Source organism: Lysinibacillus sp. GW821-FHT14F06, assembly GCF_058803665.1.
The window spans coordinates 129,136-151,426 of the sequence record NZ_JBXAPF010000006.1 but is presented as its reverse complement, the minus strand read 5'-3'; the positions used below and the strand labels follow the sequence as shown (position 1 = coordinate 151,426).

Below are 22,291 nucleotides of genomic sequence, written 5' to 3'. Positions count from 1 at the left end.
AAAGGCAATCTGAGTTGTTCAGGTTGCTTTTTTCACGCTCACAAGAGTGTTTGCTCTGAAGTATAATCATGTTAAAAATAAATGAAGTGGAGGAGTAAAATGAAAGTCGTTATTAGTCCAGATTCATATAAGGGGACCTTGTCAGCCAGTGAGGTGGCAAATGCAATGCAGGCAGGAATCATGGATGTGAACCAGGCAATTAAAACTGTGATGTTACCAGTTGCAGACGGTGGAGAAGGCACATTGGAATCACTTGTTATGGCTACAGATGGTTACTATTTTTCGACGCAGGTGCTTGATCCATTAGGGAGAGAAGTAGAGTCGAAATATGGTGTTCTAGGTGATAACGTTACATGTGTCATTGAAATGGCTCAGGCATCTGGCATTATGTTATTGCAGGACAATGAAAAAAATCCTGAACTGGCATCAACATATGGAACTGGTCAATTAATAAAAGTTGCACTAGATCAAGGATTTAGGAAGTTTATTATTGGAATTGGTGGTAGTGCTACAAATGATGCTGGTATTGGCATGTTAAAGGCATTAGGACTGCAATTTAGAAAAGAGAATGGTTTATTAATTGATGAAGGAGTGTCAGCTTTACTAGAACTAGCCTTTATTGATAGTAGTTGTCTAGATTCGCGATTAGCTGAAGTGCATTTTGTTATTGCATGTGATGTTGATAATCCTTTAATTGGAGAGCAGGGGGCAACAGCTATATTTGGCCCTCAAAAAGGTGTAAAAGAGCAGCAAATTGCTTATTTTGATTGCTGTTTAAAGCAATTTGCAGATATTGTTGAAAAACAATATGGCATTCGATTGCATGATTTCAAAGGGGCAGGTGCTGCTGGAGGCATGGGCGGTGCATTCATAGCCTTTTTAAATAGTAGCTTCTCAGCCGGCATTGATATTGTAATGGATGCCATTCAATTAAAACAACATATAGAAGGTGCTCAATTTGTTATAACAGGGGAGGGGAAATCAGATCGTCAAACATTACATGGAAAAGCACCGCTAGGAATAGCAAAGGCATCCAGATTAGCTAATGCGCAGGCAATCTTATTGTCAGGGAATATTGATGATATTGATAAAGCTGCATTGTACGATTATTTTACGGTTGTTGAGTCTTTAGTAGATGAAAAAGTTAGCGTGCAACAGGCAATGCAAAAGCCTTATGAATGTATTCGTTTGAAAACAAAAAAAATATTTGAGAATCTCTTACAAAAGAGTAGTTCATCATAGAAGATTTTAGAAAATAGTGGGCAGTTCCAAGCTGCTCTTTTTTGTATAATAGAAAAATAGAAAGGAAGTAAGAATATGAAAAAAATAATAGTAATACTTCTTTGTATTTTTTTATTAGCGGGCTGTACAGAGGTTTTAAAGACAGAAAAAGTACCAGTAACTGCTGGACAAGAAATGCGTGTTCATTTCCTTGATGTAGGGCAGGGAGATTCTATTTTTATTGAGTCAGCAAGGGGTAAGACAATGCTTGTGGATGGAGGTGTTAAGGGAGCAGGTCAGCAGGTGGTTTCCTATTTAAAAGAGCTAGGTGTAAATAAACTCGATATAGTTGTAGCAACACATCCTGATGCTGATCATATTGGGGGCTTAATTCCTGTGTTACAATCAATCGATATTGGTCAATTTTATGATTCAGGAAAGGTACATACATCTCAAACCTTTGAAGAAATGCTGACACTAATTGATACGAAAAATATTCCATATCATGTTCCAACAACAGGAGAAAATATAGCGTTTGATGATGATCTTATTGTTAAGGTATTAAATGCTAATGAACATGCTACAGATAATAATGATGCATCCATTGTTTTAAAAATTATGTATGGTAATGTTTCATTTTTATTAACAGGAGACGCGGGAATAGCATTGGAAAAAGATATGCTACAAAATGATATACAAGCAACAGTCTTAAAGGCAGGTCATCATGGCTCAAATACGAGTAGCTCAGAGAAATTTATTCAAGCAGTGCATCCAGAAGTAACTGTCTTAAGCTATGGGGAAGGAAATAAATATGGGCATCCTCATGCTGAAGTCGTTGAGAGATTGCAAGCTGTTGGTAGTAAGATTTATGCAACTGCAGAAGCAGGAACGGTTATCGTATCCACAGATGGGGTAAACTATGATGTGCATTCAAAAGAATGGTCAGGAGCCATTGCCTCAACACCACCTCAAAATGCCACAACTGTAGAGATTGTTAGTAAGGACTTAGTGGATGAGATTGTCGGTATTAAAAATAATGGCAGTGAAGCAGTATCGTTAAAAGATTGGCAGCTTATTTCAATAGAGGGGAATCAAGTATTCCAATTTCCAAATGTGACATTACAGCCAGGTAAAATTATGTATGTGACAAGTGGAACAGATGCGAGAGAAGGCCAAAATTATTTAAAGTGGACGAAAAAACAAATTTGGTTAAATGATGGAGATGCTGCACAATTAAAGAATGCGAAAGGGGAACTTGTTAGTGAGCTCGACTAAATATACCTTAGACCGTATTGAAGATGGCTATGCAGTTTTCTTGAAGTACCCAGAGGAAGAGGAACAACTAATCATATTACAGTCCGCCATGAATAAGCCAGTACAGGTGGGCGATCGTGTGTTAATTGAAGAAATAAACGATATTTATCATATTGAAATTTTACTAGAGGAAACAGAGCAAAAAAAAGCTGAGGTAAAGAGCTTAATGGAACGTCTGCGTAATAAAAATAAATAGTATAAGTACATGACAGGCTGTGCGGAAGGTTACGCATAGCTTGTTTAATTTAGAAGGAATGTGCATAAAATGCCATCCTAAAAATTTTGAAAATATGCTAAAATAAGCAGTATTAAAGGAAGCTAGGAGCTGACACAATGTCAATTAATACAATTATTTTTGATTTAGATGATACACTGCTGTGGGATAAAAAATCGGTTAAAACAGCATTTGAAAAAACATGTCAATATGCAGCAACTATACATAATGTAGATCTGGCAGAGCTAGAGGAAGCGGTGCGAAAGGAAGCTCACACACTCTATGAGGGCTATGAAACATATGATTATACAGTGTTAATTGGTATTAACCCATTTGAAGGTCTTTGGGGAACATTTGATGATCCAACAGATTCCTTCCAAAAAATGAAGGGAATTGTACTAGAGTACCGTACAGCTTCATGGACAAAGGGCTTAGCAGCATTAGGAATTGATGATGCGAAGTTAGGTGCAGAGCTTGGCGAGCGATTTGTGGCAGAACGTAAGGTATCTCCTTTTTTATATGAGGATACGTTTGCTGTGCTGGATGAGCTAAAAGGAAAATATCAGCTCATTTTATTAACGAATGGAGCTCCAAGCTTGCAGAACTTAAAGCTGACAATTACACCAGAAATAGCGCCATATTTTGACCATATTATTATTTCTGGAGACTTTGGTAAAGGAAAGCCAGATGCTTCAATTTTTGAGCATGTTATGGAGAAAGCAGGCATTACAGCTGCTGATGCCATTATGGTAGGCGATAATTTAAATACTGATATTTTAGGTTCATCACGTGTGGGCATGCGGAACGTATGGATTAATCGCGAAAATAATGTTCCAACTGGTACTGTTACACCAACATATGAGGTAGACTCTTTAACTGCACTTTTAGAACTTGTGAATAAGCTATAAGTCAAAAATGTACTGATTCATCAAAGGATCAGTACATTTTTTTTTTTGAAGTTTATCAATGCAAATTCATATTTTACCGAAATTCCTTCCTAATAATTTGAATTATCAATAAAATAAATTTATGCTATTATTGAAAATAAAAATAAACACTTTCAATCTAGTGATTTCGATTTGGAGAAATGTACAAGCCTTTTTTGTTGTAAAGACTGCAAGTTTATGGGGGTGTATATAGTGAAAGCAAATCGTTTAGTGTTTGAAAATGCCATTGATATTAATCCGCGTTCGGGCATTATAAAGTTCAATGGAAATCGAATGATCCTAAAATCAGCTGAGGCACTTGGATTTTTTAGGCGTGATATTATTCAAACGTTGAATATGGAGCGAGCAAAGGGCTTTTTATTACGCTATGGTTGGGCGTGCGGCTATAGTGCTGGTGGCTCTATTGAGAAAATGTACAATTGGAAAGAGTTAAAAGAGTTGATAAGAGCAGGTGCTGCAATCCATACATTAGAGGGCGTTGTCAGTGTAGAAATTGATGTACTTGAAATAAGTGACGATAAATTTGAAATGGAAGGCAAATGGTTCCATTCTTACGAGGCGGAGGAGCATGTTCGCCATTTTGGCTTTAGTGACGAAAGTGTATGCTGGACCTTGATTGGTTATGTAGCAGGCTTTCTAGCAAAAACTTATTCGAGAGAAGTCGTTGTTTTTGAGGAAAAATGTCGTGGTAAATGTGATGACTATTGTAAATTTGTCGTTCGAACTAAGGAGCATGCCACAGCAGAGCAATTAGATTTATTACGATATTTTCAAGAAACTTCTTTATCTGATGAATTAGACGCTACGTATAATGAGTTAAAATCACTGAATAATTCTATTCTACATTCTGACACCATCCACAAACAAATGACACATGCAATGCTTGAGGGCTATACGTTAAATCAACTCTTACATCTTTTAAGTGATGCGTTGCAATGTAGTGTAACAATAGAACGTAGATACTTAATGAAGCCAATTGGTTATTATTTTATGCATAAGGATGATGAGCACATCTATTTTGAAGGAAATCGTAAGAAAAAAGAGTTTCGACGTGAATATGAGATTATGACGATGAAAAAACAATTGGGGACTTTAGTGATTCTTAGTCATAATGAGCTAATGCGAGAGCAGGTAATGATTATTGAACGCGCTGTGACGGTACTCTCAATTTATTTATATACACAAATGCAAATTGCTCAATCACAATGGCAAAGAAAGTCCGATTTTTTAGATGAAATTATGAATAGACAATCTTCCACAGAGGCACTTATTAAAAAGGCTCGTAGCATTTTCTATTTTGATCCCAGTAAAAACAATCGTGTAATTGTCATAACTTCTGAGTATGAGGAACTGGAAACTTTGCATAGCTTTTTAATGACAGAGTATTTAAATATCGAGTGCTTTATTAAAAATCAAGAGATTTTACTTATTCTGGAGGATTGTGAAAAGAATATCAAATATATGTCGGACTTTGTTAGCCTATTAACGAAACGATTAAAAGAGCGATTTAAGCAATCTATATTCCAAATTGGTGTAGGGAAAAATGCCGATAAGCTAGAGGAAATTGGAAACAGCCACAATGAGGCTAGACTGATTTGTCAATTTCTACGATATGCAGCACCTGGACAGACACAATCTGCTATTTACGAAAACTTTCAGCATATTATGCTATTTTTAAAGACAACCAACCCAAGGGAACTTTTACAGTTTTATGAAGAGGTGCTAGGTCAGCTTATCAAATATGATGAGCAAAATAATGCAGCACTTGCCCATACGCTAGAGGTTTTTTTAAACCATAGTGGTAATGTCAATAAAACAGCAAAGGCTTTAAGTCTTTCAATTCCAGGTTTTCGTTATAGAATGGAAAAAATCGAAGCTTTATTGCAGGAAGATTTACGGACAGGAGATGGACGTTTTCGATGCCAGTTGGCCCTGAAAATCTATTATGTAATGAAAGCATTAGAAAATAAAAAGTAAGAAAAGTCAGCGATTTTGCTGGCTTTTTTCTATTTTTTGCATATATTCCTTTCAATTTTGAAGGAAAAACAGTAGAATTCTATACTTTTTATTAATTATCTAAAAATTCCGAAAGAATTATATTTAAATAGACATGTCAAACAAGAAAAAATAATTGTAGGGGGGAAGGGAATGGTTGTAAAACAAGGTACGAAGCCATTGACAGGGCAGGAATATTTAGAAAGTTTAAAGGATAGTCGGGAAATTTGGTTACATGGTGAACGTGTAAAGGATGTCACGACTCACCCAGCCTTTCGGAATTCAGCACGATCGATTTCACGTTTATATGATGCCATGCATGACCCAAAATACAAAGATATTTTAACTTGTGAAACGGATACGGGTAGTGGAGGTTATACCCATAGTTATTTCCGAGCAGCACGCAGCGCGGATGATTTAATTAAAGGACGGGATGCTATTGTTGCTTGGGCCCGCCTTACATATGGGCAGATGGGACGGACACCAGACTATAAAGCATCCTTCCTAGCAACACTTGGCGGGAATCCTGAATACTATTCACCTTATCAAGAAAATGCGAAGCGTTGGTACAAAGAGTCACAAGAACGAAATTGGTTCTTTAATCATGCAATTGTGAATCCACCTGTTGATAGGCATAAAGATGTCCATGAAGTAGGGGATGTTTTTATCCAAGTGGAGCGCGAAACAGACAAAGGCTTGATTGTTAGTGGTTCGAAGATGGTAGCTACAGGTTCAGCTATTACTAATTACAATTTTGTGGGCACGTATGGTTTACCGATTAAAGATAAAAAGTTTGCTGTTGTCTTTATTGCACCAATGGATGCTCCTGGTGTAAAGCTTATTAGTCGAGCATCTTATGAAATGACGTCTGCGATTATGGGTACTCCATTTGATTATCCACTAAGTAGCCGTTTCGATGAAAATGATGCAGTACTTGTATTTGAGCAGGCGCTTATCCCATGGGAAAATATTTTAATTTATGAAGATATGCAAAAGACAACTTCATTCTTTGTAGAAAGCGGTTTCATTAATCGTTTTACTTTCCAAGGGGTCACACGCTTAGCGGTGAAATTAGATTTTATTATTGGTGTACTGTTGAAGGCATTAAAAACGGCAGGCACTGACCAATTCCGTGGTGTTCAGGTTCATATTGGAGAAATTATTGCTTGGCGTCATATGTTCTGGTCATTAAGTGACGCGATGGCATTGAATCCTGAGAAAAAAGAAAATGGCATCGTTATTCCGAATTTAAATGGTGGACTAGCATATCGCGTATTTTTACAGGAAGGTTGGCCAAAAATTAAAGGCATTATTCAGCAGATTGTAGCAGGGAATTTAATTGTCCAGCCATCTAGTGCAAGAGATTTTTTAAACGAGGAATTCCGTCCAACATTAAATAAGCTTTACCGTGGTTCAAATGGTATTGAAGCACTTGAAAAAATTAAAACAATTAAGTTGCTTTGGGATGCAATTGGTACTGAATTTGGTGGTCGAAGTGAATTATACGAACGTAATTATGCTGGAAATCATGAGGATATTCGATTACAAACATTGTTTGGTGCTCAAGGCAGTGGTAAAACAGATGAGTTTATCGCTTTTGCAGAGCAATGTATGGCAGATTACGATTTAACGGGGTGGACAGATCCGACTTGGGTTAATCCAGATGATGTGAATTATTTTACAAATAAATAATGATAACAGTAGGGGGAATGTTTGATGACAAATTTTGATGTAGCGCAACTAGCGCATGTGGAGCTTTTCACACCAAAGCCAGAGGAATCTTTAAAGTTTTTCACAGATTATATGGGGCTACAAATTACAGCACGTGAGGGGCAATCGGTTTATCTACGAGGTTATGAAGATTTTTATCATCACACACTAAAGCTTACAGAAGGAAAAGAAGCGGGTCTTGGACATTCTGCATGGCGAGCAAGTTCACCAGAAGCGCTGGAGCGTCGGGTCGCATCTTTAGAAAAAAGCGGTTACGGAAAAGGTTGGATTGATGGTGATTTAGGTCATGGTCGTGCTTACCAATTTGTCACACCAGATGGACATAATCAAGAAATTTTGTGGGAAGTGGACTATTTCCAGGCAGCTGAAGATCAAAAAACATTATTAAAAAGTCGTCCGCAAAAGCGTCCATTAATGGGTGTTCCCGCTCGTCGTTTAGATCATATCAACTTAATGTGTAGGGATGTAGCAAAAAACCGTGAGTTTATGTCTGAGCATTTAGGCTTCAAGTTACGGGAACAAATTGTATTGAACAATAATGAAGAAATCGGGGCATGGATGAGTGTTAGTCCACTTGTACATGAGGTAGCGTTAATGAACGACCAAACTGGCAATAGTGGCCGCTTCCATCATATTGCATTTTGGTATGGCTATCCACAGCATCTTATGGATACGGCAGATATTTTTGTAGAAAATGGTATTCAAATAGAGGCTGGCCCTGGTAAACATGGTGTAAGTCAAGCGTACTTCATGTATGTAATGGAACCTGGTGGCAATCGAGTTGAATTATTTGGCGATTCAGGCTACTTGATTTTCGATCCTGATTGGAAGCCGATAACATGGCGCGAGAATGAGTTAGATGAAGCGATTATTTGGTATGGCTCTCCACTACCAAATGAGTATTTCCTGTATGGCACACCAGATCGAGCAGTAAAGGTTCCAGTGAAGTAAAAAAGTCCAAACAGCTGTCTTAAATACTACTACAAAGTATTTGAGACAGCACTATATCATGAGGAGGTTATGTAATGGAGGATCGTCTATTTAGAAATGCGATGGGGAAATTTGCAACAGGTGTCACAGTGATTACAACAAATGTAAAAGGCAAAATTTATGGCATGACTGCAAATGCGTTCATGTCTGTTTCACTTGATCCAAAATTAGTTGTCATCTCTATTGGTGAAAAAGCTTCTATGCTAAAGCATATCCAACAAAGTGGAACATTTACTGTCAATTTTTTATCGGCCCAGCAGCAAGAGCTGTCAATGCTATTTGCCGGACAAATCAAAGAAAAGCGGAATGTAACATTCGGTGATTTACAAGGTGCGCCAACAATTGAAGGTGCTATTGCGCAAGTTAGCTGTGAGGTGGCAAGTACCTATATAGAAGGTGATCATACGTTATTTATCGGACGAGTGAAAAACATTCATCTAGAAGATGGGGAGCCATTGCTATTCTTTAATGGACGATATGGTGCATTATCATCAGAAACACCAGTGCAGATATAGGAGGTAGGCTATGGATAGACAATTATACGCAGAGAAATTACAGGAAGCTGAGGTATCGAAGCAACCTATCGCTCCTTTAACATCTACTATTCCAGATATAACTGTAGATGATGCTTATGCTATTCAATTACTTCAAATTGCTTCAAAGCAACAGGAGGGGAAGCATATTGTTGGTAAGAAAATCGGCTTAACGAGTAAGGTGATGCAGCAGCAATTTAATGTGTCAGAGCCAGACTACGGTCATATTTTATCGAATATGGTGGAGGTCGATGGTGCAACAATTTCACTCAATCATTTTATTCAACCAAAGCTGGAATTTGAGATTGCGTTCGTTTTAAAGAAGGACTTATATGGACCACATATTACAGTGGAGGATGTTATTGAGGCAACGGATTACATCGTCCCTGCATTAGAAGTAATTGATAGCCGGATAGTTGATTGGAAAATTTGTTTTGAAGATACGGTTGCAGACAATGGTTCCTCTGCCATGGTGATTATTGGCGGAAAGCCTACAAAATTGCTAGATGTAAATTTACCACATATTGGGATGAATGTTTATCGAAACGGCGAGCTATTTGATAGTGCCGCCGCTGCAGCTGTAATGGGTGATCCATTACGTGCAGTTGCATGGTTAGCTAATAAGCTTAGTAAATACCATATCGGTTTGCATGCAGGTGAATTTGTGTTGGCAGGTGCTTTGACAGCCGCAGTCACAATTGAGGACGGAGATACGTTTGTAGCAGAGTTTGCTCATTTAGGTGCTGTATCCGCTACGTTTAGGCTGAAGGAGGAGAAATGAAAATGGCAAAACTAAAGGTTGCGATTTTAGGCTCGGGTAATATCGGTACCGATTTAATGTACAAAATCGAACGTAGTGAGTACTTATCAATGAGTGTCATGGTAGGAATTGACCCTGCCTCTGAGGGAATTCAACGCGCAAAGTCTCGTGGTTATCTTACAATCACCAATGGAATTGAAGGATTAGTGGCCTGTCCAGAGCTCTTTGATATTGTTTTTGATGCCACAACGGCAAAGGCACATTCGATACACAGTGAGAAAGTGCTAGCTCTTGGTAAAAAGATTATTGATTTAACGCCAGCTGCTATTGGTCCATTTGTTGTGCCGTGTGCTAATTTGGAAAAATTCGCAACGGCCGACAATGTCAATATGGTGACTTGTGGTGGGCAAGCGACTATTCCAATTGTCTATGCGATTAATCAAGTAGCTGATGTTGAATATGCGGAAATTGTTGCTACCGTAGCAAGTAAAAGCGCTGGACCTGGTACTCGGGCTAATATTGATGAGTTTACACGAACTACAGCAAGGGCAATAGAGGACGTGGGCGGAGCGAATAAGGGCAAGACCATTATTATTTTAAATCCAGCTGATCCGCCGATTATGATGCGTGATACTGTGCATGTTTTAGTAAATGAGCGTAATAAGGAGCAAGAAATATTAAAAGCTATTGAAGATATAGTGCAAGCTGTTCAACAATATGTACCAGGATATCGACTGACAAGTGTACCTATTTTTAATGGTCAACAAGTATCGATCTTTTTAGAGGTTGAAGGGGCAGGAGATTTCTTCCCGACTTATTCAGGAAACCTCGATATTATGACGGCTGCAGCAGTACAAGTAGGGAATGAAATCGCTAAACAGCAACATGAAACAGTGAAATCGAATTAAACGGAGGTGAGTGTTATGAAAAAAATAACAGTTTTAGATGTAACATTGCGTGATGGTAGTCATTCTATGCGTCATGCATTTACAGAGCAGCAGGTGAGAGAGGTTGCGCGTGGTTTAAGGAAGGCAAAGGTGAAATATTTTGAGGTATCCCATGGAGATGGATTAGGGGGCTCCTCATTACAGTATGGATTTTCCAAAGTAGATGAGCTGAAGTTAATCGAAGCAGCACGAGAAGAATGTGGGGATTCGGCTATTTCGGTGCTAATTTTACCGGGCATTGGTGTAAAGGAAGATTTAAAAAATGCAGTAAAGGCTGGAGCTAAAATGGCTCGTGTTGCAACCCATGTAACCGAGGCCGATGTTGCTGGTCAACATATTTACTTAAGTCGAGAGCTAGGGTTGAAAACAGTTGGATTTTTAATGATGGCACATATGGCTCCAACATCTGTAATAGTTGAACAAGCAAAGTTATTTGAGAGTTACGGCGCTGAAATTATTTATGTGACGGATTCAGCAGGCGCTATGCTACCGCATCAGGTTAAGGAACGAGTAGCTGCATTAAAATCGCATGTGTCCTGTGAGATTGGCTTTCATGCACATAATAATTTATCACTTGCAATGGCCAATACGATTGCTGCTATTGAAGCGGGTGCTACGTATGTGGATGGTAGTTTACGCTGTTTAGGTGCAGGTAGTGGTAATACACAAACGGAGGTAATGGTGGCTGTTTTTGATCGTCTGGGCTATGAAACTGGCATTGATTTATATAGTGTAATTGATGTTGCGAATGAAGTGGTTGCACCTTTTATGCCTCGTCCTCAAGAAATAACAGGCTCTAGTTTAATAATGGGCTATGCAGGTGTTTACTCTAGCTTTTTATTATTTACGCAGGAAGCGGCAAAAAAATATAACGTAGATGAGCGTGAAATTTTAGTGGAGCTTGGCAGAAAGAAGGCGGTAGGTGGGCAAGAGGATTTAATCGCAGAAATTGCTCGTGAGATAGCCAATCATAAGCAGACAGTAAACTAGAAGTGGAGGAACGCGCGATGATGAAAACCGATACGTTAGATCAAATTGCGTATGAGTTGTATAAAGCAGAGCGAGAAATGACAGAGGTTACGAAGTTTGTTGATCAATACCCAGAGCTGACGGTGGAAACTGCCTATAATATTCAAGACAAATTAATTGAACTGAAGTGTATGCATGAGGAAACAACCATTTCAGGGCTAAAGCTTGGGTTAACGAGTAAGGCAAAGCAACAAATGATGGGAGTTCATGAGCCTTCTTACGGTATGCTGTTAGCGAATATGGAGTTAAATGCAAAGCAGCCGATTTCATTAAAGTCTCTCATTCATCCGAAAATTGAACCGGAGATTGCCTTTGTATTTAAGCAGGATTTAGGTGGCCCGATTGTAACCGTTGCACAGGTGTTGGAAGCAACTGACTATATTGCGCCTGCAATGGAGATTATCGATAGTCGTTATTTAAATTTCAATTTTACATTACCGGATGTGATTGCTGATAACTCTTCTTCCTCGCGTTACATAGTGAGTTCGCAAAAATATGCGGTGAACGAGGTGGATCTTGTGAATATGGGCTGTATTTTCACACAAAATGATGAGATTTTTGCGACAAGTACAGCAGGTTCTGTAATGGGACATCCGGCACGAGCCATTGCGTGGATGGCTAATAAATTGATCGCTCGTGGACAGCATATTCGAGCTGGAGATATTGTGCTAAGTGGCGCGCTAACAGGCTCTGCAACAATGCATGCAGGTGATAACTTTACTGTAAGCTTTGACGGAATGGAGTCGTTAATAGTTCAAATAGAACGATAGCAAAGGGGGCAGGTGTAATGCCATTTATTCAAGTAACATTCATTGAAGGACGGACACCCGAGCAAAAGGAACGGTTAATTGCAGAAGTAAGCCAAACTGTTTCATCTGTTTTAGATGCACCACTTGAAACAGTTCGTGTGTGCTTAAATGAAATCCCAAGCACTCATTGGGGAATTGCAGGGAAGTCTATCCAGCGTCGTCAAAATGAATAATAAGGAGTGGTCTACGATGGAGAATACACAAACGAAATTGAAAGAAGTTAAATTATTTATAAATGGAGAATATGTAGAATCTTCTTCTCAAACATTATTCGAGGTGAAAAATCCTGCGACCCAGGAAATTATTGCAAAAGTCCATGAAGCAAGCTTTGAAGACGTGGATCGGGCGTGTGAAGCGGCACGGCAAGCTTTTGAAGTAGGTCCATGGCGAAGAATGCCTTTATCTGAGCGTTTAGCCAAAATTCGTCGAATGGCAGAAATTATTTTAGAACGCAAAGAGGAGTTAGCGCGCCTTGAAGCATTGGATGTAGGTAAGCCTTATCAAGTAGCATTAGAACGTGAAATTCCTCGTGCCGCGGAAAATTTGAAGTTCTTTGCTGATTTTATGGAACAGCAAGGCGGTGAAGTATATCCGATGGATGATGCTTATTTAAATTATACACGCTATGAACCAGTTGGGGTTGCAGCATTAATAACTCCTTGGAATTTACCGTTTATGTTAACAACATGGAAGCTTGGTCCATGCCTAGCTTCAGGAAATACAGCAGTCATAAAACCAGCAGAAATTACACCATTAACTGTATCGTTACTTGGTGAGATTGCACAACAGGCGGGCATTCCAGACGGGGTCGTTAACGTTGTCCACGGCTTTGGAGTGCAGTCAGCAGGGGAATTTATGACGACACACCCCGAAGTTGATTTAATTTCCTTCACAGGGGAAACAACGACAGGAAAAGCAATCATGAAAAACGGTGCTGACTCATTGAAAAAGGTTTCCTTTGAGTTAGGGGGGAAGGCAGCGAATATTATTTTTGAAGATGCGAATTTAGAAAAAGCCATCCCCGTATCGATTCAAGCGGCATTTATGAATTCCGGTCAAGTTTGTCTAGCGGGTTCGCGTATTTTAGTGCAACGCGCGATTCTAGATGAATTCCTTACACGTTTTAAAGAAGCAGCGGCAGCATTAGTAGTTGGTGATCCGCAAGATGCTAAGACGAATATGGGGCCAGTCGTAAGTGAAGCACATTATAACAAGGTAACAAGCTATTTAAGTGTAGCTGAATATGAAAATTCTACGCTTATTTATGGTGGTAAACGACCTAAATTACCAGCTCAATTGAGTACGGGTTATTATTTACAGCCGACAATTTATTTACAAGAAAATCCGCAAGCTCGCATTTGCCAAGAGGAGATTTTCGGTCCTATCGTTACAATTATCCCGTTTAATACAGAGGAAGAGGCACTTGCAATAGCTAATGGAACAGAGTACGGTTTAAATGCAGTTGTCTGGACCGAAAATTTACAGCGTGCACACCGTATTTCTCATGATGTACGTGCAGGTACAATTTGGGTAAATTGCTGGTTTGTGCGCGACTTACGAGCTCCTTTTGGAGGCTTTAAAAAGAGTGGCATAGGACGTGAAGGCGGCCACCATAGCTTGGAATTTTTCACAGAAGCAAAAAATATATGTATTGCGTTGAAATGAAAATAATCAGTGGAGGACGAATTGGCCCTCCACTGATTAAAATGCACTTTATCGAAACTATTTAGAGAAATATCGATTAAAAGTGTACATTAAATGCAAGATACAGCCATGTAAAGGCAGCTGCAATAAATAGTTGAACCACAGCGCTCGCTATTAGGTAACCTCGAGGTTCGCCAGCTTTTTTTCGATAGTATATTTGCATTATAGAGTAGATTGTAAATAAGCTATATATTGTCATTACGTGTATCGAATGCCAAAGTAAATAAATAGCGTATAAAATACCTGAAAACAAGACAAGCATGACGGCATTTGCGATGGCATGTTCAACTGTTGCAGCGAAAAAGCGTCGTTCAGTATGAGGCATTCTTTTTTTAGCTAGCCATAGTGTGAGGTGTGTAAGTAATATGAAAATATTTACTATAATCATCTTGGTGGAACGTTTATCATCGTAGTAATACCCTATTGAACTAAACGCATTTTCTGATTGAATGGCATGCTCAGTTTGGATATTAAAGAGAGTATCGTTGTTTAGTACCTTCCATTTCTCTTGAGTTCCATCTGAATAGACAATCAATAAGTCTTGAGGTTTAATGTAACCATTTTCTTCCCACTGTTGAGCTGTTACAGAAACTGTAGGCGCATGTTCCATTTGTTCTTCTAGCTGAGATAATAGTTGTTTATTAGTATAGCATTGCTGAGGTATATAAAGGCATGATGCTTTTGCGATAAACGTTTTTTTATTTTCATTAGTTTGTACATAGACTTTAGCAATTGTTTTATTTGCATCTGCTGTGAGTGGCAGGTCAGTCGGTCTTTGGATAAATGACAAAATTAATATCGAAAGAATGGTCATAAATAGTAGAGACACTACAGGCATCTGCCAAGCTTTTTTTGTTGGCCGTTTTTCTATTATCGTAGGTGTAGTAATATGGTGTAGTATTTTTTCCTGCTGCTGCTTTGTTAGCTTTAAGTCACGTAAATGTTGCCAAGACTTATCATAGCTCTTCATCAAATTCACCTCCAAGTTGCTTTTTTAATGCAACAAGTGCACGTTTTAAAGTGTTTTTTACTTTCCCTTCATTCCAGCCTAAGACATCACAGGTCTCCTGAATGGTTAAGTCCTCAATCTTTCGTAAAATAATAACATCTCGATAAGTAAGCTTAAGTTTGCTAATTGCAAGATAAAGCGTCTGTGCATCTTCTTGCTGAGTTATCCATTGATGTGGGGAGGTAGGGTCTTGCTCCTCATGATCGTTTAAAAAAGGGACAAATTGAATAAGCCTTTTGCGGCGGTAATGATCGTAGGCTAGATTACGTGCAGTGCTCCTTAACCATGCTAGTTCAGCACCTTCTTTAATTGTCTGCTGGTATTTGAAAAAGCGAATAAATGTCTCCTGTGTGAAATCCTCCGCTAACTTTTCATCATTGAGTAAGTAATATAAGTATTTAAAAATGGTTTGATTATGTAGATAAAATTGTTCTTCAAACATCCAGCCTCTGCACCTCCTTTTCTTTAAAGACGAATGACTTAGCAAAAAGTATCGTTTAAGCTAAAAAACGCACTTGCCATAAATGGCTAAGCACTACGAAATGATGTCTTTTTCTTATTAAATCTAGGAACAGACTGAGCAGATTGCTGCAGAATCTAAATCCATCCTATTATCACATCATTTTTCTCGTTTCACTTATATATTTGTAAAACTAGTTTTGGTTTCTGCAATTTTTTTAGTAATAAAAAAAGACCCGAGTATTTAACCTCAGGTCCTTACCATAAACTCTATTAAATTATAGGCTAATCGCTTTTACTTCATCAATATTTTCCAATTGTGCAACGAATTTTAAATCTTCTTCTGTTACCACATTGTCGATTGTAAGCATCATGACAGCTGTTCCTCCAACCTGTGCACGGCCAACCTGCATTGTTGCGATGTTGATATCTTTTTCAGCTAGCTTTGTGGCTACGCGACCGATTGCACCTGGTTTGTCCGTGTTTTTAATGTAAAGTAGGTGACCTTGTGGAATCACGTCAACAACATAGTCTTCTACTTTGACAATACGTGCACCTAGACCGTTTAATAATGTACCAGCTACAGTATGTGTTTCATTCGCTGTTTTAATTTCAATCGTAATTAAGCTAGTGAAGCCTTTAGCTGTTGTAGTCTTATGCTCATTAATTTTCATGCCGATACGCTCAGATAAGTAGCGAGCATTTACGTCATTCACATGGTTACCGTGATTTTTAGATAATAAGCCTTTTAATGCATTTGATGTTAATGGTCGCACATCATAGTTTGCTACCTCGCCAGCATATGATAAATTGATTTCCTTTACAGGCTCAGCTGTCACTTGAGATAAGAATGAACCTAGTTTTTCCGCTAACTCGAAGAACGGTTCAACTTGTGCAAGTAGCTCTTTCGGAATAGAAGGCATATTCACTGGGTTAGTTACAGTACCAGTTTTATAGAATTTAATAATATCATTTGAAACATCCACAGCTACAGATTCTTGAGCTTCAATTGTAGATGCACCTAAGTGAGGTGTTGCGATTACTTGTGGTAAAGTAAGTAGCTTATGATCCGTTGCTGGCTCAGATACGAATACGTCAAGAGCAGCACCTGCTACCTTACCTTCTTCGATAGCATCGTATAAATCGTCCTCATTAATAATACCGCCACGTGCACAGTTAATAATGCGTACGCCATCTTTCATCATAGCAAATTTCTCTTTGTTAATAAGATTACGTGTTTCTGGAAGAAGTGGTGTGTGTACTGTAATGAAATCTGCATTTTCACAAATTTCTTCAACAGTTGATTTTGTAACGCCTAATTCTTTTGCACGTTCATCTGTTAGGAATGGATCATATGCCTTTACGTTCATACGTTGACCTTTAGCACGATATGCTACTTCAACACCGATACGACCGAAGCCTACAACACCTAATGTTTTATTTTTAAGCTCAACCCCAACATATGATTTACGATCCCATTTCCCATTTTTTAATGTGTTAAATGCTTGTGGTATATGACGTGCAAGGGAAGTCATCATGGCAATAGTGTGCTCTGCTGCAGAATTTGTGTTACCATCTGGTGCATTTACTACGATAATACCATGCTCTGTTGCCGCAGTAAGATCGATATTGTCCACACCTACACCAGCACGTCCAATTAGCTTTAAGTTTTTAGCCGCTTCAATTACTTCGCGTGTTACAGTTGTTTGAGAACGCACTAATAGAACATCTACATCCCCAATTTTTGCGATTAATTCTTCTTGTGCTAAACCAGTATCAACAATGATATTAAGATCTAAATCTTGTTCTTGACGAAGTGGGAAAATACCATCTTCACTTAGTGGATCAGCGATAAATACGTTAATTGTTTTTGTTGCAGTAGTCATTTGTAATTAGCTCCTTTTAATTAAAATTTAATGGTTTCTATATACGATAGTCTGAAATTTGTAAAATTCGTACATCTTACAGCATACAAACAAGCTCCTTTCAATATTCGTGACATCCGCCAGTAGCTTTATCTTCATTCAGTAGTTACTTACAAAAACATTTTATGTTGTCGATTCGCTTTCGTACTGAAAGAAGTGCAGAATGAAAATAAAAAAGCCTTTCACCCCTTACAAACACAGTTATTGCGTTGTAAGGGGCGAAAGGCTTAATAAACATTAGTTCGCGGTACCACCCTTAATCACTGCTAGTAGAAATTTTGCAGTCTTAGCTATATGCGTAACGTGCATGTGACGGATAAGCTTACTTTGGAATGTTCTGCCTATCTATTCAGGAGTGGAACTATTATCGTAGAAATCACTGATTTACACCAACCATCAGCTCTCTTGAGATTTTCTTGCGACTAGCGTGTCTCCGTCGTTATATTTTTGTGTAATTAAATTTGTTAACATCATAATCCCTATTGTTCACCTTTGTCAATAATATTTCTGAAAAAGTTAAAAAATATTGACTTCAAAAGTCTGAAAAATACCTAAAGACGAACTTTTTATTCCATTTATTTAAAAATAGTTCGTCTTTTTAGAGAGGACAATGAAAGCGCTAACGAAATGTCTTAAGTCAGGTAACAAGGGCATTTGAGATAAAGTTGAGGTGAAAAATTATATGGCAATTTATTGGGAGATGATTGCTGCAATGAGTGGAATTTTCAATGTTTTCAGGAAGAAGGCGAACGTTATTTTCTTGTCACACTTTCGTCAAAAATATGAAAAGTAGAAGGTAAACGAACTATTAGAGAAGAATGTAAGTAAAGTACGATTGATTTTTTGGGGGTGTGAAATGTTGTATGATGTTGCAATTATTGGAGCAGGGTTAGCAGGTTTAGTCGCTGCATGTGAATTAGTAGATGCCAAGAAAAAGGTTTTATTGGTAGACCAAGAGCCTGAAAATTCAATGGGGGGACAGGCATATTGGTCTTTTGGCGGTATATTTTTAGTAAATTCACCTGAGCAAAGACGACTTGGTATTAAAGATAGTAAAGAGTTAGCGTGGCAGGATTGGCAAGGTACTGCAGGCTTTGATCGCTTGGAGGACGAAGATTCGTGGGCATTTAAATGGGCAAAGGCTTATGTTGAATTTGCAGCGGGTGAAAAATATGAGTGGCTAAAATCGTTAGGTATAAAGTTTTTTCCTGTAGTTGGTTGGGCTGAGCGGGGAGGCTCATTAGCTGGAGGTCATGGAAATTCGGTGCCTCGATTTCATATTGTATGGGGAACAGGACCTGGTATTGTAAAGCCTTTTGTAGATAAAGTAAAAAAGGCAATAAAGGATGGTTTTGTAGATTTTAAACCAAGGCATCGTGTAGATGAATTTATTCAACATGAAGGAAGAATTGACGGAATTAGTGGAACAATTTTAGCTGAAAGTTATGCAAGCCGCGGAGAGAAAAGCTCAAGGATTGGAATAGGTGAGTTTTCCTACGAAGCTAAAGCTATAATTGTTGCTAGTGGTGGCATAGGGGCAAATTTTGATTTAGTAAGAAAAAATTGGCCACAACGACTGGGCACACCGCCTAAAAATATGGTTTGTGGTGTACCTGCCTACGTAGATGGCAGAATGCTAGAGATTACAGAGCATGCAGGAGGGCGTATTGTTAATAGAGATCGTATGTGGCATTACACAGAGGGCTTAAAAAATTGGGATCCAATTTGGCCTAATCATGGTATTCGCATTTTGCCTGGCCCATCATCATTATGGTTTGATGCAGAGGGAAATCGTTTCAGCGCACCAAATTTCCCAGGCTTTGATACACTAAGTACGTTAGAAGCCATTCAAAAAACAGGCTATGAGTACTCGTGGTTTATTTTAACGGAAAAGATTATTGAAAAGGAATTTGCCTTATCGGGTTCTGAACAAAATCCTGATTTAACCAATAAAAGCATAGGAGAAGTCCTTAAACGTATTTTGCCAGGCCCACCAGCTCCAATTCAGGCATTTAAAGAGCATGGGGAGGATTTTGTTATAGCGGATAACTTAAAGGAGTTAGTTGATGGTATGAATAAGTTAGCCGGTAACGAGCTTCTTAATTTTATGAAAATTAAGGAACAAATAATGGCAAGGGATCGGGAAATGGATAATAAATTTACAAAGGATTTGCAAGTTAATGCCATTCATGGAGCAAGGAATTATATTGGAGATAAATTAGTTCGAGTTGCCAAGCCACATAAGATATTAGACCCTCATAATTGGCCACTGATTGCGGTACGTTTAAATATTTTAACGCGGAAAACGTTAGGAGGCCTACAGACAAATTTAGATGGCGCTGTGCTCGGGATAGATGGTCAGCCAGTACCTGGTCTATTTGCGGCTGGCGAAGTAAGCGGCTTTGGAGGCGGCGGTGTTCATGGTTACCGCGCTTTAGAGGGAACATTTGTGGGAGGCTGCTTATTTAGTGGGCGACAGGTTGGGCGCTATTTAGCTAAAGGAAAATAAGAAAATTAGGAGAAAGCTCCGTCGCGATGGGAAAGTGCTCGGGTAAGGCGTGAAACAGCTCAGGTACAAGTGAAAAACGCTCAGGTAAGGTGTGAAATTGCTCAGATCCAAGTGAATAACGCTCAGGTAAGGAGTTGAATTACTCGGGTTCAAGTAAAAAGCGCTCAGCTCAGGCAAGCAACTGCTCAGAGATTAAATAAAAATAATTCGCCAAAAGATAAAGCATCACCCGCCAATTGGATGATGCTTTACATATATATAATCATATGAAACTCATTAAACTGCTTGAACTTGAGCAATTTTAGCAATTTGTTCTTCAATCTGCTCCGATGTCCAGCCATTCGCTTCAACGAAGAAGTTACGCTTTGCACGGCGGCAATCATCTGAACAGCTACGCATATAAAATGCTTCGTGCTTTTCCTCACAAAGCATTAATCGATGGCATTCGGGGTTTGCACAATTCGTATAGCGTTCAGAAGGCTCGCCCGTGAAGAAATCTTGTCCGATAACCACGTGCTCAACCTGATTAATTGATACACTGCGACGCCGATCAAAGACAAACATTTGTCCATCCCAAAGCTGCCCCTTTACCTCAGGGTCTTTCGCATATGTGGCAATTCCTCCGTGTAATTGAGCTACGCTTTCGCCATAACCTTCACGCTTTAACCAGCCTGAGAATTTTTCACAACGAATCCCACCTGTACAATATGTTAATATTTTTTTACCTGTAAATTCCTCTTTATGATCCTCCATCCATGCGGGAAGATCGCGGAAGTTTTCGATATCTGGACGAATAGCACCGCGGAAATGTCCAAGATCATACTCATAATCATTACGTGCATCAATAATGACGGTCTTGTCTTCTTGCATGCGCATCATAAACTCTTTTGGTGATAAATAATCTCCTGTTATTTCTAAAGGATTAATATCATTCTCTAAACCAAGATGCACAATCTCATGACGAGGACGAACATGCATCTTTTTAAAGGCATGCCCTTCCGCTTCATCTATTTTCCACATGATATCGTTAAAACGAGAGTCAGCCTTCATCAGCTCCATATAAGCGTCCGTTTGCTCTATGGTACCTGACACTGTGCCATTAATTCCTTCATGCCCTACTAAAATACGACCAAGAAGCCCAATTTCTTTACATAGCGATAAATGTTCTTCCGCAAATGCTACAGGGTCTTCAATGGCAATATATTTATAAAAAAGTAATACACGATAGTCTTTCTGTGTCACAATACTTAACCACCTTTAAACAATATTCGACCTTTAATATAGCATATCAAGTGCAAGTTTGCGCAGCATAGAAGGAGTTTTCTAAAAAAACTAGAATAATACATAGTGAATGACTATTCATATTTGGGGGTGCAAGGATGGAATTTTCAACAATTACTTTGGAAAAATTAGAGCGTCGAGCAACATTAACATTAAATCGTCCAAAGGCGATGAATGCTATGGATGATGTGATGATGCGTGAGCTGGCAGAATGCTTTGAGGCACTACAACAAGAACAGGATATACAGGTGCTTGTTATTCGTGGGGAAGGGAAGGTCTTTTCAGCAGGTGGTGATATTAAAGCGATGTTAGATCCAAATAAACCGCTTAATATTGAAGAAGCAATGGTTTATTTATCTCGCATTGTAAAAGCCTATTATCAATTACCGATGATTGTTATTGCTGCAATTCACGGAGCATCTGCGGGATTAGGCTTTAGTCTTGCTTTAGGGGCAGACATTGTTGTAGCCTGTGAAAATAGTAAGCTTGCGATGAATTTCATTGGCATTGGACTTATCCCTGATGGAGGCGGTCATTTCTTTATGAAGGAACGTGTAGGCACTGTTAAGGCAAAGCAAATGATATGGGAGGGCAAAGTATTAACTGCAGCAGAAGCACATGAAGCCAGATTAATTGACTACGTCGCTCCAGAAGAATCTGTTTTTGCTGTGGCTGACCAACTCGTTGGAAAAATGTTGGCGTCCCCAATTGCATCTATGATCACAACTAAGAAAATACTGCATGCTCAAAATTTACCACAATTAGAAAGTATGTTGGCAATGGAGGCAGAGGGGCAAACCGCTATGCGGCAAACAGCTGATCATTTAGAGGGGATTCATGCATTTGTAGAGAAGAGAACACCAGTTTTTTCAGGAAAATAATTAGGGACAACATAGTGAAAGGCGCGTAGAATT

20 protein-coding genes and 1 other annotated feature are annotated in these 22,291 nt (G+C 38.8%); of the genes, 16 read left to right on the top strand and 4 right to left on the bottom strand.

Going from position 1 to position 22,291, the window contains the following annotated elements:
• The first annotated feature begins 99 nt into the window (after window positions 1–99).
• From AC1RNS_RS07870 to AC1RNS_RS07805, 14 genes are all read left to right on the top strand, one after another.
• Window positions 100–1,242, top strand: a complete 1,143-nt coding sequence (locus AC1RNS_RS07870; RefSeq protein ID WP_492991742.1) for a glycerate kinase — start codon at window positions 100–102, stop codon at window positions 1,240–1,242.
• Between the two features lie 75 nt (window positions 1,243–1,317).
• Window positions 1,318–2,496: an MBL fold metallo-hydrolase gene (locus AC1RNS_RS07865; RefSeq protein ID WP_492991741.1), complete on the top strand. Its 1,179-nt coding sequence runs from the start codon at window positions 1,318–1,320 to the stop codon at window positions 2,494–2,496.
• The gene (locus tag AC1RNS_RS07860; RefSeq protein WP_427550014.1) at window positions 2,483–2,731 is read left to right on the top strand and encodes a DUF3006 domain-containing protein; all 249 of its coding nucleotides are present in this window, start codon (window positions 2,483–2,485) and stop codon (window positions 2,729–2,731) included. Before AC1RNS_RS07865 ends, AC1RNS_RS07860 begins: the two co-directional genes overlap by 14 nt.
• A 137-nt stretch (window positions 2,732–2,868) precedes the next feature.
• Complete coding sequence (locus tag AC1RNS_RS07855) at window positions 2,869–3,657, top strand: HAD family hydrolase (RefSeq protein ID WP_492991740.1); 789 nt, start codon at window positions 2,869–2,871, stop codon at window positions 3,655–3,657.
• A gap of 231 nt (window positions 3,658–3,888) precedes the next feature.
• On the top strand, window positions 3,889–5,673 hold the full coding sequence (locus AC1RNS_RS07850; protein ID WP_492991739.1) for a XylR N-terminal domain-containing protein: 1,785 nt from the start codon (window positions 3,889–3,891) through the stop codon (window positions 5,671–5,673).
• Window positions 5,674–5,844: 171 nt separating this feature from the next.
• Entirely contained in the window at window positions 5,845–7,383 is a 1,539-nt protein-coding gene (locus AC1RNS_RS07845; protein WP_492991738.1) for a 4-hydroxyphenylacetate 3-hydroxylase N-terminal domain-containing protein, read from the top strand.
• A gap of 24 nt (window positions 7,384–7,407) precedes the next feature.
• Window positions 7,408–8,373: a catechol 2,3-dioxygenase gene (locus AC1RNS_RS07840; RefSeq protein WP_492991737.1), complete on the top strand. Its 966-nt coding sequence runs from the start codon at window positions 7,408–7,410 to the stop codon at window positions 8,371–8,373.
• A gap of 74 nt (window positions 8,374–8,447) precedes the next feature.
• Window positions 8,448–8,927, top strand: a complete 480-nt coding sequence (locus tag AC1RNS_RS07835) for a flavin reductase family protein (RefSeq protein ID WP_492991736.1) — start codon at window positions 8,448–8,450, stop codon at window positions 8,925–8,927.
• A 10-nt stretch (window positions 8,928–8,937) separates the two neighbouring features.
• A complete protein-coding gene (locus tag AC1RNS_RS07830) occupies window positions 8,938–9,726 on the top strand; it encodes a 2-keto-4-pentenoate hydratase (RefSeq protein WP_492991735.1) in 789 nt (262 codons plus the stop codon).
• Between the two features lie 2 nt (window positions 9,727–9,728).
• On the top strand, window positions 9,729–10,613 hold the full coding sequence (locus tag AC1RNS_RS07825; RefSeq protein ID WP_492991734.1) for an acetaldehyde dehydrogenase (acetylating): 885 nt from the start codon (window positions 9,729–9,731) through the stop codon (window positions 10,611–10,613).
• A 15-nt stretch (window positions 10,614–10,628) separates the two neighbouring features.
• Entirely contained in the window at window positions 10,629–11,642 is a 1,014-nt protein-coding gene (gene dmpG / locus AC1RNS_RS07820) for a 4-hydroxy-2-oxovalerate aldolase (protein ID WP_492991733.1), read from the top strand.
• Between the two features lie 17 nt (window positions 11,643–11,659).
• Window positions 11,660–12,451, top strand: coding sequence for a 2-keto-4-pentenoate hydratase (locus AC1RNS_RS07815; RefSeq protein WP_492991732.1), 792 nt, complete (start codon window positions 11,660–11,662; stop codon window positions 12,449–12,451).
• 17 nt (window positions 12,452–12,468) lie between these two features.
• Window positions 12,469–12,663: a 4-oxalocrotonate tautomerase gene (locus tag AC1RNS_RS07810; RefSeq protein ID WP_492991731.1), complete on the top strand. Its 195-nt coding sequence runs from the start codon at window positions 12,469–12,471 to the stop codon at window positions 12,661–12,663.
• A gap of 16 nt (window positions 12,664–12,679) precedes the next feature.
• Window positions 12,680–14,155: an aldehyde dehydrogenase gene (locus AC1RNS_RS07805; RefSeq protein WP_492991730.1), complete on the top strand. Its 1,476-nt coding sequence runs from the start codon at window positions 12,680–12,682 to the stop codon at window positions 14,153–14,155.
• Between the two features lie 76 nt (window positions 14,156–14,231).
• On the opposite strand, the gene AC1RNS_RS07800 is transcribed toward AC1RNS_RS07805, so the two are convergent.
• The 3 genes from AC1RNS_RS07800 to serA form a co-directional block, all read right to left on the bottom strand.
• Window positions 14,232–15,164: a hypothetical protein gene (locus AC1RNS_RS07800; RefSeq protein WP_492991729.1), complete on the bottom strand. Its 933-nt coding sequence runs from the start codon at window positions 15,162–15,164 to the stop codon at window positions 14,232–14,234.
• On the bottom strand, window positions 15,151–15,645 hold the full coding sequence (locus AC1RNS_RS07795; protein WP_492991728.1) for an RNA polymerase sigma factor: 495 nt from the start codon (window positions 15,643–15,645) through the stop codon (window positions 15,151–15,153). Before AC1RNS_RS07795 ends, AC1RNS_RS07800 begins: the two co-directional genes overlap by 14 nt.
• Before the next feature lie 295 nt (window positions 15,646–15,940).
• Window positions 15,941–17,548, bottom strand: coding sequence for a phosphoglycerate dehydrogenase (gene serA, locus AC1RNS_RS07790; protein ID WP_492991727.1), 1,608 nt, complete (start codon window positions 17,546–17,548; stop codon window positions 15,941–15,943).
• Between the two features lie 250 nt (window positions 17,549–17,798).
• Window positions 17,799–18,036, bottom strand: a binding site (T-box leader).
• 407 nt (window positions 18,037–18,443) lie between these two features.
• Here serA and AC1RNS_RS07785 point away from each other — a divergent pair.
• Entirely contained in the window at window positions 18,444–20,096 is a 1,653-nt protein-coding gene (locus tag AC1RNS_RS07785) for an FAD-binding dehydrogenase (RefSeq protein WP_492991726.1), read from the top strand.
• A 276-nt stretch (window positions 20,097–20,372) separates the two neighbouring features.
• On the opposite strand, the gene trhO is transcribed toward AC1RNS_RS07785, so the two are convergent.
• Window positions 20,373–21,338 carry an oxygen-dependent tRNA uridine(34) hydroxylase TrhO gene (gene trhO / locus AC1RNS_RS07780; RefSeq protein WP_492991725.1) on the bottom strand — a complete coding sequence of 322 codons (966 nt, stop codon included), beginning with the start codon at window positions 21,336–21,338 and terminating at the stop codon, window positions 20,373–20,375.
• A 137-nt stretch (window positions 21,339–21,475) separates the two neighbouring features.
• Here trhO and AC1RNS_RS07775 point away from each other — a divergent pair, with 137 nt between their 5' ends.
• The gene (locus AC1RNS_RS07775) at window positions 21,476–22,258 is read left to right on the top strand and encodes an enoyl-CoA hydratase (protein WP_492991724.1); all 783 of its coding nucleotides are present in this window, start codon (window positions 21,476–21,478) and stop codon (window positions 22,256–22,258) included.
• The last annotated feature ends 33 nt before the right edge of the window (window positions 22,259–22,291 follow it).

What these genes read in the sequence shown, in the direction of transcription:
- AC1RNS_RS07810 (WP_492991731.1), top strand. Translation starts at nt 12,469, where the DNA reads ATGCCATTTATTCAAGTAACATTCATTGAAGGACGGACACCCGAGCAA.
- AC1RNS_RS07795 (WP_492991728.1), bottom strand. Translation starts at nt 15,645, where the DNA reads ATGTTTGAAGAACAATTTTATCTACATAATCAAACCATTTTTAAATAC.
- AC1RNS_RS07775 (WP_492991724.1), top strand. Translation starts at nt 21,476, where the DNA reads ATGGAATTTTCAACAATTACTTTGGAAAAATTAGAGCGTCGAGCAACA.
- dmpG (WP_492991733.1), top strand. Translation starts at nt 10,629, where the DNA reads ATGAAAAAAATAACAGTTTTAGATGTAACATTGCGTGATGGTAGTCAT.
- serA (WP_492991727.1), bottom strand. Translation starts at nt 17,548, where the DNA reads ATGACTACTGCAACAAAAACAATTAACGTATTTATCGCTGATCCACTA.
- AC1RNS_RS07825 (WP_492991734.1), top strand. Translation starts at nt 9,729, where the DNA reads ATGGCAAAACTAAAGGTTGCGATTTTAGGCTCGGGTAATATCGGTACC.
- AC1RNS_RS07785 (WP_492991726.1), top strand. Translation starts at nt 18,444, where the DNA reads ATGTTGTATGATGTTGCAATTATTGGAGCAGGGTTAGCAGGTTTAGTC.
- AC1RNS_RS07815 (WP_492991732.1), top strand. Translation starts at nt 11,660, where the DNA reads ATGATGAAAACCGATACGTTAGATCAAATTGCGTATGAGTTGTATAAA.
- AC1RNS_RS07800 (WP_492991729.1), bottom strand. Translation starts at nt 15,164, where the DNA reads ATGAAGAGCTATGATAAGTCTTGGCAACATTTACGTGACTTAAAGCTA.
- AC1RNS_RS07855 (WP_492991740.1), top strand. Translation starts at nt 2,869, where the DNA reads ATGTCAATTAATACAATTATTTTTGATTTAGATGATACACTGCTGTGG.
- AC1RNS_RS07870 (WP_492991742.1), top strand. Translation starts at nt 100, where the DNA reads ATGAAAGTCGTTATTAGTCCAGATTCATATAAGGGGACCTTGTCAGCC.
- AC1RNS_RS07845 (WP_492991738.1), top strand. Translation starts at nt 5,845, where the DNA reads ATGGTTGTAAAACAAGGTACGAAGCCATTGACAGGGCAGGAATATTTA.
- AC1RNS_RS07805 (WP_492991730.1), top strand. Translation starts at nt 12,680, where the DNA reads ATGGAGAATACACAAACGAAATTGAAAGAAGTTAAATTATTTATAAAT.
- AC1RNS_RS07840 (WP_492991737.1), top strand. Translation starts at nt 7,408, where the DNA reads ATGACAAATTTTGATGTAGCGCAACTAGCGCATGTGGAGCTTTTCACA.
- AC1RNS_RS07830 (WP_492991735.1), top strand. Translation starts at nt 8,938, where the DNA reads ATGGATAGACAATTATACGCAGAGAAATTACAGGAAGCTGAGGTATCG.
- AC1RNS_RS07835 (WP_492991736.1), top strand. Translation starts at nt 8,448, where the DNA reads ATGGAGGATCGTCTATTTAGAAATGCGATGGGGAAATTTGCAACAGGT.
- AC1RNS_RS07865 (WP_492991741.1), top strand. Translation starts at nt 1,318, where the DNA reads ATGAAAAAAATAATAGTAATACTTCTTTGTATTTTTTTATTAGCGGGC.